Raw genomic sequence first — 15,254 nt, 5'->3', positions numbered from 1 at the left:
TTTCCCAATAACATCATTTATCCAATGCAATCTCTACATATAGTAAGGTATATTAGTTTTTTATGATAAGATTATATTTTACATTCCAATCATTTACAATCATATCAGAGTCTTAGCAGGTGAAAAACATGAGAGTACTTGTTGCAGATTCAATCAATGAAAAAGGAATAGCTGAACTTGAAAAGGTGGCCGAGGTCGTGGTTGACACCGATATAACACCCGAAGAACTCCTAGAGATTATAAAAGATTTTGATGCTATTATTGTAAGGAGTAGGACGAAGGTTACTCGGGAGGTTATAGAGGCTGCTCCAAGATTGAAGATCATCGCAAGGGCAGGTGTGGGCGTGGATAATATTGATGTTAAGGCCGCCACAGAAAAGGGTATCATGGTTATAAACGCCCCAGAATCCACTTCTGTCACAGTCGCAGAACATACCATGGGTTTGATGTTAGCACTTGCAAGGAAGATACACTTAGCCGATAAGTCTGTGAAGGAGGGTAGATGGGATAAGAGCAAGTTTATGGGCATAGAACTTAACAACAAGACCCTAGGAGTTATAGGGATGGGCAGGATAGGATCCCAAGTGGTTACTCGTGCAAAATCCTTCGGGATGAACGTGCTCGTCCATGACCCATATATTAGTAGAGAAGCGGCTGATAAGATGGGCGTGGAGATAGTTGAACTTGAAACACTCCTTAAAAGGTCTGATATTATAAGTATACATGTCCCATTAACCCAGGAGACACGGCACCTAATATCAGATCATGAATTGGATATGATGAAGGATACAGCTTTTATAATAAATTGTGCCCGTGGGGGTATAGTGGATGAGAAGGCCCTTTATAATGCATTAAGTGAGGGTAGAATTGGGGGGGCTGCCCTTGATGTATTCGAGGAGGAACCCCCAAAAGACAGTCCACTCCTAAGATTGGATAATGTGGTTCTAACTCCACATATAGGAGCTTCAACAGTGGAGGCTCAGCGAGACGCGGCTATAATCGTTGCAAATGAAATCCGGAAAGTCTTTGAGGGTGGAACCCCTCAGAATGTGCTTAACATGCCAGTTTTAGAGCCTGAAACCTTCAAGCTCTTGAAGCCATATATTGTATTGGCCGAGAAATTGGGCAGTGTTGTTGTACAAGCAACACCTGGAAAAATAGAAAGTTTGGAAGTTACCTATTGTGGCGAATTAGCTGAAATACCGCAACAGGACATCCTCACAAGAACCATACTCCAAAGCATACTAAACCCCATACTCACAGAGCCTGTGAACTTAGTTAACGCGCCCATGATCGCGGAAAAAAGGGGTATGATAGTTACAGAGGGTAGAAGGTCGGAATCTGGGGATTACAAGTCACTTATAGTGTTAAATGTTAAATCTGATAAGGGAGAGTTTAGTGTTGAAGGAACCCATATCAGAGAGCCTAAGATAGTGAAGATAAACGATTACAATGTAGATATAAAACCAGAAGGTATAATGTTAATAGCAAAGTATAAAGATCTGCCAGGGACTATCGGCGCCATAGGAACAAAACTTGGAGAACATAACATTAACATAGCTATCATGCAAGTCGGTAGGAAAGAAATCGGTGGGGAAGCTGTAATGGTCCTTAAAGTGGACCAGGAAGTGCCGGCCACCGTACTAGATGAGATAAAGGAACTAGAGAATGTGGATGATATTGTCGCAATTGAATTATCCCATTAAAATTTCAAATTCTATCTTATTACCCGACCTGTCATAGGATGCTATGGTCTCCTCCCGGTAAGGATAGGCTATTATCATATGAAAGAGGCCATTTTTTGAGAAGAAGTGGAAATCTTCCCTTGAAGGGTTATTGTTAGGTGTTGGATGGGAGTGAACTGATCCTATGGTGGAAGTAAATGGTGGTAACATGAAAGTTTGCATTACAGCACCCTCATTTGAGGCTTCACCTGGTAGAAAAATTAACCCAGTGACATGGAGGCTCTCATCCTCTATCCTACCCTCAAGTAAGGCTGCGAATTCCCTTGGATGAACATTCCATGCGGTTTCTATTATATCATTTATGACCTTCTGATCAACTTGTACCCTCTTGATTTTCCTCATCCTAAATATCTTCTCCAGAAGATAATCTATAATCCCCATTATTTTATCCCTTCTATTGTCTTGAAAAAGTCTTCGTTAAAAAGTGGAAGTTTTTTGTCGACTATGATTTTCTTTCTCTCTGATTTCACCTCTTTTTTATATCTAGGATCATAGCCTTTTATTGTAACGGTTCGCTTGTATACTCCAATACCCCGCCTATGCCATGTGGGGACCTTCGCAAGGTTCACACCCCTTTCAAAGAGGAGTTCATGGATGGCACTTGATTTTAAACCTTTAAGTTTCTCTGTGACGGTCCTCTTATCCATGGTTTCTCTGAGGGTCCAATAAGCGTAACTGTTGAGGCAGTTTCGCCATGCCTCATCCTGCCTTGCCCTGAAATATTCTATTAGTAGATGGTCACCTATGGGGATGATGCGACTATCAAATGATATGGGTTTTCTAATATTATCCCTTTTGAATTTTTTAAGGAGGCATAGGATGAATGATGTTCCTGTGAAGCTTGCGAGTATGGAGTTGAGTTTTTCGATGCGGCCATTGAATGGTAACTTTTCAAATAGTATGTTAATCTCATCAGAGAATGTATAAATGAAAATTGGACTGAACTCCTTCATGAGGTTGATTGAAGTTTCAACCATGCAATTTGCAAAGAAGGGATCGTATGGCCTCTTGAAGTCTAATTCTTTGGTTAGTCTATGGAATCCTCTGCCATCGAGCCTTGCAACTATCTTGCAACCACATGGGGTTCTGATCTTGGAGTAGATTTCGCATTCTTTCATGTGCCGACCCTGAAATTCTCGCTCAAACTTTTAAGGAGTTTAATAGCTGAATAGGCTGCTAATACGCTTGTTTTGGGGTTTAGTGAACATCTGACGTTCTCTGCGATGGTTTTTAATTCTCCGAAGTCTCCTTTGACGGTGATCTCATGCACGTTCCTGTCTACTTGAGGATCCACTATAATCTCAACTTCCACGTCCATGTTACATGCTATGCTGAGCGTGGCTGCTACATTTATGTTAAGGGGGAACTTTTTAACAGCTTCTGAAGCATTACCTTTATATAGCACCCTTTTTTCGTCGGTGGATATGCCTAGTGAACGTGGAGGTTTCCTCGTAACTAGTTTAACAGAGGTGATCTCACCTATAGAGGCTGCTTTTATACCATCCAAGCCCACTATAGCACCTGATGGAATATAAACGTTCACATTATTCCTTGAAGCCAAATCTTCTATCTTTGAACGGAGCCCTTTATCCATTAAAGCCCCTACACTCATTATAAGAACGTTTTTTCCTGCTTTGAGGATGGTGGGGACGATCTCGGCCACGGCCTCGGGTGAAGCGGCTTCTATTATAAGATCGACCTTGTCTAACATGTCCTCTACTTTTAAAACTGCGATTCCATCCGCCATAGATGCTAGGTTCTCGGCCTTTTCAAGATCCCTATCATAGAAGAATCTGATTTGGATGTTGGAGTCTTCTTCCAAAACGTAACTTGTGATGATATTAGCTATGGCTCCGCAACCCACTATCCCTACTATCATAGATCCTAACCTATCTTATTGGGGCTTCATAGGATTTTTTGAGTTCAGTTGTCTTAGCCTCGGGGGATATTATAAGTATGTCACCCACGGCTTTAACCCTCTCATATGGGATGTCTATCATGCCTTCTTCCTTCAGTGGCCTGATCTCATCAGATTCTGGGACTATACGTATGCTAGTCTTCAAAACATCCTTTAATCCAAGATCTCTTTTCTCGGGGCTCATAGCCTTTGCTTTAAGTTTTGACACTCTACCCTTCTTTATGTTAAGGACAACATCCTGGACTCTGCCAACATATTTACCCCGAGAAGTGTATATGTCAAGGCCATAAAGGTTGGATAATTCCACCATAATTTCTACACTCCTTAACCCCCTATTGGGGGTATTCTTTTTATGGAAGTTTATTTCATTTTATAATTTAAATAGTTTATAGGGGGGATGCAATTATTTAGGAACTTGATCCAAATATGGGATACAATCCAAGAACAAGCTTAAAGTTGCTGGTAAATCCTACCATGAAGATTCTTGAATCATGGCATAGTATAAAAGACTGAACATCTCCCCCGAAGGCTTGTTTACCATATCGAGCCGGAGGATTTTCATCATAAAGGGAAAAGAGCATCAATAGACAAGTTTAAAACCCCTATAGGGATCTATTAACAATTTGATCGAAGAACAAGACTAATAAATTGTAACTCCTCGTTAAAACCCTCCAAAATCAGTTTAAACATGTGAAAATTTCGTTAAATAAAAAGTTTTTTGAATCAAGGGAAATGATCCTCAATTGCCTCAATTCTCTCCACATACTCCTGGATTCTGAACTTCCTTTCAAGTCCACGGTCGTTCATGTACCTGACCTTTCCAAATATCTCCCTTTCGCCCCAAGCCCGGTCATGTTTCCCAAAACACCAAGCAACTCCTGCAAACCCATTCGGATCCCGTCCATCAATTTCATATTTATCATTAAGGTAAAGTGCAATATCATAGGCCTTTTCAGGGTGGTCAGTCCATTCAAGGATCTTTTTACCCCAATACATTCTCATGTAACCATGCATTTTCCCAGTGATTACCATCTCCTTCTGGGCAGCGTTCCAATATTCGTCGTGAGTTTCGGCATTTTCAAGTTCCTTTAAGCTGTATTCGTATTCCCTTGGATCGGATGCGTGTTCCATCAGCGTAGTATAAGCCCATTCTGGCAATGATCTGATTGTGGAATAGTTATCATTGTAATGGACAAAGTTCATGCTGAGCTCCCTCCTTACAATGAGCTCCTCCAAGAATCTTGGACAGCCCCCCACCCTTGAAATCTTGCATGCCAAGTATAATGGTGATATATGTCCAAAGTGCAAATAGGGACTCATATTAGATAGACAGTTTTTAACAGGATTATTCTTGAACTTTTCGTAACATTCGAGTTTTTCTGACAAGAACTCATTGAAAAGTTTAATTGCCTCTTTTGTGCCGCCGTGGAATATGGATGGTGTCATTCCATCTTTTAAACCCAATTTTTTCATGACTTTTTCATGATTAGGGGCTGCTGATTCAACGTCAATGTCAAATGAGTTCACTTTAAGAGTCCTTGGCTGCAGTGGCTTCATGAAATACTCTAGTTTACGGGTTATTTTAGGTCTAAATGTTCCAGCAGAATATTCCTCCTTATTGGAGGCTGTTTCAACAGGTACAATAACATTGCTCTCCACCTGAATTAGTGGGCAGTCAACAGATGTTTTGAGTTCATCATACCACCTTTTCTGGATTTCAAGATAGCCCCTATCTGTTATAATAACTGAAGCGTCATCTGAGTATTTCAAGACTGCGGATGGGGGCTCATCAAATTGTATTGAGAGTATCACTCCCCTATCCTTCAATTCATTTTTAACAGAAAGGAGTCCTTCAATTAGAAATTGGTAATGGCGTGAATTGGCTCCTGGAAAATCTGATGTGAGTCCGAAAACTGCTATGAGGGGTTTTTGCATCTTGTTGGCGGTTTCAATAGCATATTCCAGGGCATGATTCCAATGGGTTCTTACAGAAGCTTGCATCCAGTATAAGATGTAATCTCCGCGCTGATTATCCACGGATCTAAATTCGTTCAAGTTTTTAATTCTTTCTTTGTGTATCATAAGAGGATCCTCTTATTTATTCCAACATTAAAGCCACAAGTTCCCTTGCCCTCCATATCCCTCAACGAATGGAGGTTAAGATTAACTACCCCCTATAGAATAAAACTTCTTGTTTCCAAAAGGATGGTTGCCGCTTCCATCACATTCCCATAGGGAATCATGAAAGGATTTCTTCCTCCACAAACTTTTGAGGGGGGGCTTGTCACAGTCCACATATAGAATTTTATCATGAATATTATAAAGTTACTATATTCCCTCATATACTCGCTTTCGCTGGGGGATTAACAGTAATGGTAAGTTAAGGATATGTTTACCAGGAGCGCACAGAACTATGAAATTTGGGTTCCTTATCTGAAACAGTAAGTGAACCATCAAGAATAAATAGTTTATAGTGAGGATTATTTGTAAGGTGATATAATGTGGGATACAAGTCAGGATTATAGGCTTAAGGTTGCTGATAGATCCATTAGCCTCTTCATAAAAGCTATTGAATCAGGAAGCCTCAGGGGACAATGGAATAAAAGATATGCTATCCAAATGGCTGATGAGATTAAAAAAATCCTCCAAAGTCTTATCTATTCGTATATTGAACCTGAAGAACTTTCATCATCGCCAGAAATGCTATCAATTAAAGAAAAAGTGGAAAGTATAGTGGAAGCCCTTGGAGGTGAAAGATGGGCTGAAATGTTCCTTAGAGAAGCCAAGGAAAAAGAAAAAACCGAAGAAAACCTCGCAAGGATAAGATTTTTCCTCAACACCCTGCTTAGGCTTAAAGAACGTCTAATGCTTGGTAAAATTTCAGATCCAATTATAGGCATTGATATCCTAGTAGGAGAAGTTATGAGTTCCACCAAACACCCCAGAGCCGATAAACTCCAAATATGCAATGTTGACATTGGAGGTAGATCCATAAAAGTTATAACGAACGATCCGAAGGTTAAGAAAGGGGATCGTGTTGCAGTTGCACTGCTACCGCCACAGAATTTCATGGGGATAACAAGTGAAGGCATGTTCCTAGGCACACAATCAGGGGTTTTAAGGGATGTTAAAGGGGAACTAGGAGGGCTTCCAAAGGGCATACCACTAGAATCTCTTAAAGATGCGAGAAACATCATTGAAGAGTTCATAAAGGGAAAATAAAAATGTGGCACCATCTATTTGAAAAGCCATGGCTCCATTAATGTAACTCTACATTCATTATTGAATTTGCATTCCCCGCAATTACGGGGTGGTGGACATCCAAGTTTTTTAAGATAATATACTGGATCTTTTATTTTTAATGGATAATATCCCGAGTAATTAACGTTTTTAAGGCCCTTCTCCTTGCATTTCTTTACAAGCTCATCCATTAAAGTTTTGGATGGTCCCCTATGATAATATAAGACGAAATTGGGTCTGAAACCGATAAGTCTATAGGGTATTTCCTCGTTTATTTCTGATAAAAATTCTGCTATCATGGGAACTTCCCTATCGGTTATCCCTGGTATTACAACCGTCCGGAAAACCCTGACCTTTTCTGGAACCTTTTCAGCGAGATACGCGGCGTTCCTTAAAACTGGCTCAGATGGTGCTCCTGTAAGGTTTCTATGAGTTTCATCATTAAATGCTTTTATTTCGAAGTTTATGAAATTCACAATCTCTAGAAGCCTTTTAAGTGTTTTCACTGTTGTGAAACCATTTGTAGCGACACCCACTTCAATTGAAGGTTTAAATTTTCTTATTATCCTTACAAGCTCTTCAAGGTATGGTGTGTGTATTGTGGGTTCTCCACCAGTGAAACTGAGCCTATATGCTCCTATCTTCTTTGCGAGTGGACTTTCAAGATGCTCAAAAGCTTCCCTGGCCATTTTTTCAGGTTCTATATAACCTCTGTAGATCCATCCTGTATCTGGGTATTGTGAGATCCGATAAGCATTACAGTATAGGCATTTGAATGAGCATCCAAGGAATGTTATGGAATAACTTTTCAGAATATAAGCTAAACTTGTATATGCCACTTCTGGTAATTCCACATGGCAAATGCCAGTTTCTCCTTCGAGACGGTTTACACCGCATCGCCACTCGCAAAGTTTACAATTCTTAAAATCCTTCATATCCTAATAATATTATTTTTTGTTGAATATAATAAGTTTAGTCCTTGTCATATCATCTATAGCATATTTAACGCCTTCTTTGCCCATTCCACTGCAGTCAAAGCCTCCGAATGGCATGTGATCCACCCTGTAAGTCGATTGCTTATTTATAAGCACTGTCCCCGCCTCCAATTCAGAGGCGAACCTTAAAGCCTCGTGTATGTTCTCTGTGAATACCCCTGCCTGGAGGGCGTAACAGGTGCTGTTGGCAACCTCTAGGGCCTCATCAGCATCTTTCACTCTTATTATGGGTGATACTGGGCCGAATGTTTCCTCTTTGACAAGTCTCATGGAGGGTTGGACATTATCTAATATGGTGGGTTCGAATAGGTTACCATCTCTCCCACCACCATATAAAAGCTCCGCACCCTCCTCTATCGCCTCCGAAACCAATTTTTCAACGTTTATTGCGGCCTTTTCACTTATAAGAGGGCCTATATCAGTTTTTGGGTCGAGAGGATCGCCTATTCTCAACTTTGAAGTTTCTTTGATCAATTTTTGCACGAATTCATCTGCTATTTTCTCTTCTACAATAATCCTCTTCACTGCTATACATATCTGGCCAGAGTAAAGGTATGAGCCTCTTATAGCACCTTCAACAGCCCTTTCTATGTTAGCGTCTCTGAGTACTATGATAGGGTCGTTACCTCCTAATTCCAGTGTGAGTTTTTTCATCCCACTATTTTCCGCTATCATTTTACCTGTTTTGAAACCCCCTGTAAATGATATCTTGTCAATATCATCGCTCTTTAAAAGTTCATCTCCTATAATGGAAGCTTTACCAGTTAAGACATTTATTGCACCTGGGGGGAAATATTCGTTTAGTATTTCGCCCATTTTTAGTGCTGATAATGGTGCCTTAAGTGATGGTTTTAGTATTACACTATTCTTTGATGCGAGTGCCGGGCCAACTTTGTGGATGGCTAGGTTAAGCGGATAATTGAATGGTGTTATAGCAGCTATAACTCCTAGTGGTAGTTTTATGGTGAAGCCTATGAAGTCCTTACCCCCTATACCAGCATCCATTGGGATTGTTTCCCCATATATTCTCTTGGATTCCTCAGCTGATAATTTTAGGGTTTCAATGGATCTTTTAACTTCGTCTCGGGCCGCTTTTATAGGCTTCCCAGAGTCGAGGGCTAGGAGATGTGAAAATTCTTCTGATCTTTTTTCAAGTTCTTGACTCGTATCATAAAGTGCCTCTGAAATTCTGTGGGCCGTTAATGAAATCATCTCATCCTTGGCTTTCTTAGCTGCTGAAATGGCCTCTCTTGTATCCTCTTTTGAAGCTGCCGGTACTTTGTCTATGACCCTATTATCATAAGGATTGCGGATTTCAATCTTCTCTTCTCCCGTAAGTCTTCCATTGATCAGCATCTTCATGAGAGGACACCCTAGAATTTACTTTTAAGGTTTTGGATGGAATTTGTAACAGTTTTCACGTCAGTTTTGTTTATCTCGTTACCTGCCGATATCAAATAGTTTTTATACCATAATGCCGCGAAAATCACTATGACAATAACTCCACCAAATAATAGTATCATCTCGGCAGAGCCCTGGGCGGTTTCATCATATCTTATATTCATTTTTTTGCCTCCCCACAAACTTTTAGGGTGCCATAGAACCTATGATCACGAAGCCAAACTTTTCAATAACATAGAATATACCGAACGCTAAAACAGCTAATGGAATGGCATATTTAATGCCTTTTCTCGCACTCCCATACATTATTATGCCTATGAGTAACCCTGCTATTATAGAGTGGATTATTATATAACCGGCCGCGGCAATCTTTGCAGTTCCAAGGATTGGATTAGTTTTCCCGAGGGATTCTATGAATGCTGAGTAGACCATGATCATCCCAAGTGCAAAGGGTGCTGCGATTATAGCAGCCACCACGAGGAACATGATAGACATCATAACATTAGCCTTCCGCTCCCTTTTAAGGGCTAAAACTGCACGCGTATCCTCTGCAACAGCTTCTATGACATCTGCAAGACTCCCACCAGCTCTCCTACCCTCTATTATCATCCTGAAGGTCCTGTCAAGGGTGTCGGATTTTAATCTACGGCCCATTGATAACAGAGCATCATCGAATGTCCTACCTATCTTTATCTCTATAACCGCTCTTTTCAGTTCATCATATAATGGGCCCTTGCCCTGTTTTGAAATGTCTTCAAGGGCTGTTTCAAGACCAACCCCCGCACGTAAAAGTGATGCTATCTGCCTTAGAAAATCTGGGGTTCCTTGTTCTATCGCATCAATCCTTCGATCCATCATTATAAAAATATAGGAGGCAAATATTACTGGGGGGAGGGAAAAACCTGCAAGAAATGGGACCAAGATGTTTATACCTAGGATCATGGCCAGTATAATCCCGATTAATCCGAAGAATATGCTTGTAAGTAAGATTAATGTCATTATCTCGGCGGCTTTTACATAAATCCCCGTTCTGACAAGGTACTCCTGTAGCCTCATAAGGAGTCCTCTGGGGGTTATCCTTTCAACTATATTGATGAGTGGAGATAAATATTCTGGGACAAACGCCATATTAAACCCCTTCCAGAATGTTAAATTATATTCTAGATGGGAGTGTATTTAATATTTTAGGATTTTTTTTAATGAGGATCATATCCTCGATTCTGAGACCAAACTTTCCCTTAATGTAAATTCCTGGTTCTATTGTCACAATCATGTTCTTTTCAAGTTTAATATTTTCATTCGCCGATAAAGATGGTGGTTCATGGACTTCTAATCCTATACCATGGCCTGTGGAATGTATGAAATTATCCTCATACCCATATTCAGATATAACACCCCTCACAACTTTGTCTATATATGAAGCTTTCACTCCGGGTTTGGCTGTTTTCACTCCCTCTTTCTGAGCATCCAATAAAATGTCAAGTATCTCTTCCTCATCTTCCCCCATGACAAGGGTCCTTGTAGTATCAGAATAATAATATCTCCAAGTAGCACCCCAATCTATGACCACAGGAGTCTGTATTTTATTGAACGAAACTTCAGCATGTGGATTGCTTGACCTCACACCTGATGCCACAATGGTATCAAATGCAGGTTTCATCGACCCATTGACTCTCATATGATATTCAAGATCGGCTGCTATCCTAGCTTCAACACCTCGCACCCTTATTTCCATGAAAGATTCCTCGGCTATCCTCAAAGCCTTTTTAATATACTCTATTTCAACTTTTTCCTTTATCATCCTAAGATCGCCTATAATATCTTCAATTATGAATTTAAAAGAACCTTTCAATTTGCTAAATGTGCCAATTGGAAGTGAAGGTTCGAAGATAACGGCCATGGGGGATAAACCTTCAATCTTTTTTTTCACATCTTCTGGTTTTTTAAATTCAAAAACATCGATTGATGAGTTTTCAGCCTCATCAATATCCATACTAGTAACCATCAAAAATGGTTCATCAACCAAAATCAAAAATGCATGAGTAGACGGCTTGAAACCAGTTAAATAGAAGATATTTTCATTCTTGGATATCACAGCCATGTCACAGTCTTTTTCCAGTACTTTATCGAACGCAGCCTTTAACCTATCCATTAAAAACCACCCAAGGTTTTTCTATCACTTCTTTGTATAATATATTATCTCCCCATAGGATATCCTCTTTTCTGGGGGGGACTATGAAAATTTTTCACATAAAAGAATATTAAGTAGTGAAATTAAACTTTCCTTTAGCGCGTGTAATCTTAAAAAGTTTCAAAGTTTAAAAAGGGGGAGGATTGCTAGCCCCACAACATGCAATAAACCTTGGAACCGGGAAGATAGTCCTTGTAACTGATCATGGTATAGAAAAAGCCGGGGATTGACACAAACTTGCGAAATTAGCTTCCAGTAACCATTGTATCTTCAAAATCTGCGCAGACCAATAAGGGGGGATATCTTGACATCTACAGATGATGGTTGGGAACATACCATAAAAAAGGATACCCTCTATGAACTTCAAAGATTTAAAAGTTTGCTTGACCATACAAGGGATTTTATATTCATAGTTGAAGCTGATGGGAAAATAGTAGATGTTAACGAGTCAAGCCTCATCAACCTAGAATACTCAAAGGATGAAATAAACTCCATATTCGATATAATCCCCAGAGGATATCATGAAAACTTCAAGAAAATCTTTTCAACGAAAGAAAAAAGCTCCATAGAAGCACCCCTCCTTAAAAAGGATGGAAATTTCATATTAACTGAAATGAACTTGGATACTGTTAAGTTCAATGGGGATGATTATGGTGTTATCGTGGCCCGGGACATAAGAAAACGTAAAAAATTAGAGGATGAACTTAGAAGATCCATTGAAGAGAAAGAACTCCTATTAAGGGAAGTCCATCATCGAGTGAAAAATAATCTGCAGATAATTTCAAGCCTCCTAAGCCTACAATCAATGACCGAGAACATGAAAAATGGTATATTCAAGGAAACACAGGATAGGATAAGATCCATGGCACTTATACATGAACAATTATACCAATCAGAGGACCTTGCAAGGATAAACTTCAGAAAGTACGTGGAGAAACTCGTAAAGTATCTTCTCCACTCATATTCTGTTGGTAAATCAATAAATATGAAATTAGATGTTGAAGATCTGTACCTTAGCATTAACACTACAATTCCCCTTGCCTTGATCATCAACGAACTCGTAACAAACGCCTTGAAATACGCGTTCAATGGCAGGAATCAGGGCACAATATACATTAAATTTAAAAGAGTAGGGGATAACCTTGAACTGAAGGTGGAAGATGATGGTGTAGGATTTCCAGAGGATAAACTCCAAGAAAACAAATCACTAGGCCTAAAACTTGTTAATATCCTTGTAAGGCAACTAGAAGGGAGAATATCCATCAAAGGTCATGATGGTAGTTGCTTTAGGATAGTATTCAAGGAATAGAAACTATTATATGAACAGAGATAAATTATAAATTAATATGATGGTTAAGTTCACGGCTGGGGAAATAAGGGATATCATAATATCCATGCTTGTAATAGCGGCTGTTTTTTCCTATGTTTTTTCTAATAAGCAATTTGACATAGCAGTTTCGCTCTTACCAGCAAGTATCATAGGCGTGGGTGTGGGTTTCGTATTCCACGAAATAGCCCACAAGTTCATGGCAATAAGATATGGTTTCTGGGCAGAATACAGGCTATGGATAGGCGGTATATTACTCGCCATTATAACAGCATATTTTGGTTTTGTATTCGCAGCGCCTGGAGCAGTATACATACACGGAGCATACATTAGTCGAGAAGAAAATGGTAAAATAGCATTAGCAGGACCCACCACAAACATACTACTGGCATTGTTTTTCCTCTTACTGGCGTCATCTTCAACAGGCATAGTAGCTGGCATAGCAACCCTAGGATATGCCGTTAATGGTTTCATAGCATTCTTCAACCTTCTACCCTTCAGCGTATTGGACGGGGCGAAGATCATACACTGGAATCCAATAGTATGGCTCCTCGCCACCCTAGTAGCTATCACGATCACATTTAAAAGCATATTCAACCTATAGTGGTAACCATGTTCTCAAATGTACCCGTAAAATATATTGGTTGCACACACAGGGCCAAGAACCCCTCCGAGACTATAAAATGGATCGAAAAGAAACTGCAAAATATAGGTGTCACAAGGATAACAGAGATAACACACCTTGACAGGATAGGTATACCAGTATACTCTGCTATAAGACCAACCGCAGAAGAGGGTGCTGTGAGCATATACGCTGGTAAGGGGGCTACAAGATCCCAGGCTAAGGCATCTGCTATGATGGAAGCCTTCGAAAGATATTCAGCAGAGAAAAAAAGTGTGGACTCTGAAAAGTCCATTAAAGCATCAGTAGATGATATAACAGAACATATAGACCCTAAAGCTCTCATACTCCCAGAAGATAGTAAAGTGGATGGGAAAATTGAATGGGTGAAAGCCACAAACCTAAAAAATGAAAAAATGGCCCACATCCCCGCAAATGCAGTTTACCACCCCTATAATCCCCCAGAGGATTGTGTAAGTCTTTTCAGGTCAAATACTAATGGGCTCGCTTCGGGGAATGCCATCGAGGAGGCAGTATTCCACGGACTCATGGAATTAATAGAAAGAGATGCTTGGAGCATCTTCGAAGCAAAAAAAGGCCCTAAAAGAGAGATAGACTGCCAAGGCACTGGCAATAAGATCATAGAGGACCTGCTCTACAAATTCAAGGATGCGAAGATCGACATAACCCTCGTAGACCTTACAAACGATATTAGGATACCAACAATTGCCGCCGTAGCCGATGACACCCTCTTAAAGGATCCTGCACTACTAAGCATAGGTGTTGGAACACACCTAGACCCTGAAGTAGCAGTTATAAGGGCGCTCACGGAAGTGGCCCAGAGCAGGGCCACACAAATCCATGGGACCAGGGAAGATACTGTTAGGGCGATTTTCATGAAGAAGGCAGGATATGAAAGGATGAAAAGGATTAACAGGCACTGGTTCGAAGAACCTGAAACTGTAATAGGATTGGATAAGTTGAAAAATAGGTCAAGGAAGACCTTCCAGGAGGATATTAAGGTTACGCTTAAAGAGTTGAAAAGGTGTGGATTCTCTGATGTATTTTTCGTGAACCTCACACGCAAGGTCAATGTGCCAGTGGTGAGGGTTATAGTGCCTGGATTAGAGGTGTTTGCTGTTGACAACACCCGTATAGGGGATCGGATCAGGTATGAAACGGGTAATCGTATTCACAGGCCCATCCCTACATCCTAGAGAAGCTAAGAAGCTATTGAGGGCTGAATATCATCCCCCGGTAAGAAGGGGTGATATCCTAAAGGTTATTAGAAAGCCTGCTGATATCATCGTGATCATAGATGGAGTCTTCCATCATGAACCTGCAGTCGCCCACAAGGAGATAATAGAAGCACTTAAAATGGGTGTGAAAGTGGTTGGAGGGGCTAGTATGGGGGCTCTCCGAGCATCAGAACTTGACAGTCTAGGTATGATAGGTATAGGTTATATCTATAAGAGATATAGGGATGGGAGCATTGAATCTGATGATGACGTTGCAGTTGCCTTCGATCCCAAAACCCTACAGCCATTATCAGATTCACTTGTAAGTATTGAATACAATTTCAAAAAAGCACATATGCATGGTATAATATCAAAAGACGAACTAGAATATCTTATCCGAACTGCCAAGTCGATATTTTATCCTAAAAGGACGTATGAGAGAATCTATAGAGAATGCAACATAGACCCGGCTATTCTCCAAAGATTAAAGGAATTTATAGAAGATGAGGGTGTTGACATAAAAAGGGAGGATGCCATTAAAGTCCTAGAATATGTGAGGGACAAACTATTGAGGTAG

General features: G+C 40.2%; 16 protein-coding genes. 6 read left to right on the top strand and 10 right to left on the bottom strand.

The genetic code is table 11. The features are described 5' to 3' along the window. Nucleotides 1-128: 128 nt before the first annotated feature. Entirely contained in the window at nt 129-1,706 is a 1,578-nt protein-coding gene (gene serA, locus ACZ5XX_RS04685) for a phosphoglycerate dehydrogenase (protein ID WP_464583047.1), read from the top strand. Here serA and ACZ5XX_RS04680 read toward each other — a convergent pair. From ACZ5XX_RS04680 to phrB, 5 genes are all read right to left on the bottom strand, one after another. After that, nucleotides 1,695-2,087 (bottom strand): Mov34/MPN/PAD-1 family protein, encoded by a 393-nt coding sequence (locus tag ACZ5XX_RS04680; RefSeq protein WP_464583046.1) that lies wholly within the window; start codon nt 2,085-2,087, stop codon nt 1,695-1,697. The two genes, serA and ACZ5XX_RS04680, sit on opposite strands and share 12 nt — an antisense overlap. Before the next feature lie 38 nt (nt 2,088-2,125). Further along, entirely contained in the window at nt 2,126-2,863 is a 738-nt protein-coding gene (locus tag ACZ5XX_RS04675; protein WP_464583045.1) for a tRNA(His) guanylyltransferase Thg1 family protein, read from the bottom strand. Further along, nucleotides 2,860-3,624, bottom strand: a complete 765-nt coding sequence (locus tag ACZ5XX_RS04670) for an aspartate dehydrogenase (protein ID WP_464583044.1) — start codon at nt 3,622-3,624, stop codon at nt 2,860-2,862. Before ACZ5XX_RS04670 ends, ACZ5XX_RS04675 begins: the two co-directional genes overlap by 4 nt. Before the next feature lie 10 nt (nt 3,625-3,634). Beyond that, nucleotides 3,635-3,973, bottom strand: a complete 339-nt coding sequence (locus tag ACZ5XX_RS04665) for a PRC-barrel domain-containing protein (protein ID WP_464583043.1) — start codon at nt 3,971-3,973, stop codon at nt 3,635-3,637. Nucleotides 3,974-4,386: 413 nt separating this feature from the next. Then, on the bottom strand, nt 4,387-5,745 hold the full coding sequence (gene phrB, locus ACZ5XX_RS04660; protein ID WP_464583042.1) for a deoxyribodipyrimidine photo-lyase: 1,359 nt from the start codon (nt 5,743-5,745) through the stop codon (nt 4,387-4,389). Between the two features lie 417 nt (nt 5,746-6,162). Between phrB and ACZ5XX_RS04655 the strand changes: the two genes are divergently transcribed. Further along, nucleotides 6,163-6,885, top strand: a complete 723-nt coding sequence (locus tag ACZ5XX_RS04655) for a tRNA-binding protein (RefSeq protein WP_464583041.1) — start codon at nt 6,163-6,165, stop codon at nt 6,883-6,885. Nucleotides 6,886-6,899: 14 nt separating this feature from the next. Here the strand turns inward: ACZ5XX_RS04655 and ACZ5XX_RS04650 are convergent, their stop codons facing one another. From ACZ5XX_RS04650 to ACZ5XX_RS04630, 5 genes are read right to left on the bottom strand one after another with little or no spacing between them, the layout of a single operon-like run. Continuing rightward, nucleotides 6,900-7,838 carry a radical SAM protein gene (locus tag ACZ5XX_RS04650; protein WP_464583039.1) on the bottom strand — a complete coding sequence of 313 codons (939 nt, stop codon included), beginning with the start codon at nt 7,836-7,838 and terminating at the stop codon, nt 6,900-6,902. A gap of 12 nt (nt 7,839-7,850) precedes the next feature. Continuing rightward, a complete protein-coding gene (locus ACZ5XX_RS04645; RefSeq protein WP_464583038.1) occupies nt 7,851-9,260 on the bottom strand; it encodes a lactaldehyde dehydrogenase in 1,410 nt (469 codons plus the stop codon). Nucleotides 9,261-9,271: 11 nt separating this feature from the next. Continuing rightward, nucleotides 9,272-9,463, bottom strand: a complete 192-nt coding sequence (locus ACZ5XX_RS04640; protein ID WP_464583036.1) for a class III signal peptide-containing protein — start codon at nt 9,461-9,463, stop codon at nt 9,272-9,274. Nucleotides 9,464-9,485: 22 nt separating this feature from the next. Next, a complete protein-coding gene (locus ACZ5XX_RS04635) occupies nt 9,486-10,427 on the bottom strand; it encodes a type II secretion system F family protein (protein WP_464583035.1) in 942 nt (313 codons plus the stop codon). A gap of 25 nt (nt 10,428-10,452) precedes the next feature. Continuing rightward, nucleotides 10,453-11,451 (bottom strand): M24 family metallopeptidase, encoded by a 999-nt coding sequence (locus ACZ5XX_RS04630; protein ID WP_464583033.1) that lies wholly within the window; start codon nt 11,449-11,451, stop codon nt 10,453-10,455. A 343-nt stretch (nt 11,452-11,794) separates the two neighbouring features. Between ACZ5XX_RS04630 and ACZ5XX_RS04625 the strand changes: the two genes are divergently transcribed. The 4 genes from ACZ5XX_RS04625 to ACZ5XX_RS04610 are packed head-to-tail and all read left to right on the top strand — an operon-like array spanning nt 11,795 to nt 15,254. After that, entirely contained in the window at nt 11,795-12,799 is a 1,005-nt protein-coding gene (locus ACZ5XX_RS04625; RefSeq protein WP_464583032.1) for a PAS domain-containing sensor histidine kinase, read from the top strand. 37 nt (nt 12,800-12,836) lie between these two features. Continuing rightward, on the top strand, nt 12,837-13,421 hold the full coding sequence (locus ACZ5XX_RS04620; RefSeq protein WP_464583030.1) for a zinc metalloprotease: 585 nt from the start codon (nt 12,837-12,839) through the stop codon (nt 13,419-13,421). Between the two features lie 8 nt (nt 13,422-13,429). After that, the gene (locus tag ACZ5XX_RS04615) at nt 13,430-14,656 is read left to right on the top strand and encodes a YcaO-related McrA-glycine thioamidation protein (RefSeq protein ID WP_464583029.1); all 1,227 of its coding nucleotides are present in this window, start codon (nt 13,430-13,432) and stop codon (nt 14,654-14,656) included. Then, entirely contained in the window at nt 14,613-15,254 is a 642-nt protein-coding gene (locus ACZ5XX_RS04610) for a TfuA-related McrA-glycine thioamidation protein (protein WP_464583028.1), read from the top strand. The genes ACZ5XX_RS04615 and ACZ5XX_RS04610 overlap by 44 nt, the downstream gene beginning before the upstream one ends.

The organism is Methanothermobacter crinale, assembly GCF_055397825.1.
Note: the sequence above shows the minus strand (reverse complement) of the source record. Positions and strands in the feature narration are given on the sequence as shown.

What these genes read in the sequence shown, in the direction of transcription:
- serA (WP_464583047.1), top strand. Translation starts at nt 129, where the DNA reads ATGAGAGTACTTGTTGCAGATTCAATCAATGAAAAAGGAATAGCTGAA.
- ACZ5XX_RS04680 (WP_464583046.1), bottom strand. Translation starts at nt 2,087, where the DNA reads ATGAGGAAAATCAAGAGGGTACAAGTTGATCAGAAGGTCATAAATGAT.
- ACZ5XX_RS04675 (WP_464583045.1), bottom strand. Translation starts at nt 2,863, where the DNA reads ATGAAAGAATGCGAAATCTACTCCAAGATCAGAACCCCATGTGGTTGC.
- ACZ5XX_RS04670 (WP_464583044.1), bottom strand. Translation starts at nt 3,624, where the DNA reads ATGATAGTAGGGATAGTGGGTTGCGGAGCCATAGCTAATATCATCACA.
- ACZ5XX_RS04665 (WP_464583043.1), bottom strand. Translation starts at nt 3,973, where the DNA reads ATGGTGGAATTATCCAACCTTTATGGCCTTGACATATACACTTCTCGG.
- phrB (WP_464583042.1), bottom strand. Translation starts at nt 5,745, where the DNA reads ATGATACACAAAGAAAGAATTAAAAACTTGAACGAATTTAGATCCGTG.
- ACZ5XX_RS04655 (WP_464583041.1), top strand. Translation starts at nt 6,163, where the DNA reads ATGTGGGATACAAGTCAGGATTATAGGCTTAAGGTTGCTGATAGATCC.
- ACZ5XX_RS04650 (WP_464583039.1), bottom strand. Translation starts at nt 7,838, where the DNA reads ATGAAGGATTTTAAGAATTGTAAACTTTGCGAGTGGCGATGCGGTGTA.
- ACZ5XX_RS04645 (WP_464583038.1), bottom strand. Translation starts at nt 9,260, where the DNA reads ATGAAGATGCTGATCAATGGAAGACTTACGGGAGAAGAGAAGATTGAA.
- ACZ5XX_RS04640 (WP_464583036.1), bottom strand. Translation starts at nt 9,463, where the DNA reads ATGAATATAAGATATGATGAAACCGCCCAGGGCTCTGCCGAGATGATA.
- ACZ5XX_RS04635 (WP_464583035.1), bottom strand. Translation starts at nt 10,427, where the DNA reads ATGGCGTTTGTCCCAGAATATTTATCTCCACTCATCAATATAGTTGAA.
- ACZ5XX_RS04630 (WP_464583033.1), bottom strand. Translation starts at nt 11,451, where the DNA reads ATGGATAGGTTAAAGGCTGCGTTCGATAAAGTACTGGAAAAAGACTGT.
- ACZ5XX_RS04620 (WP_464583030.1), top strand. Translation starts at nt 12,837, where the DNA reads ATGATGGTTAAGTTCACGGCTGGGGAAATAAGGGATATCATAATATCC.
- ACZ5XX_RS04615 (WP_464583029.1), top strand. Translation starts at nt 13,430, where the DNA reads ATGTTCTCAAATGTACCCGTAAAATATATTGGTTGCACACACAGGGCC.
- ACZ5XX_RS04610 (WP_464583028.1), top strand. Translation starts at nt 14,613, where the DNA reads ATGAAACGGGTAATCGTATTCACAGGCCCATCCCTACATCCTAGAGAA.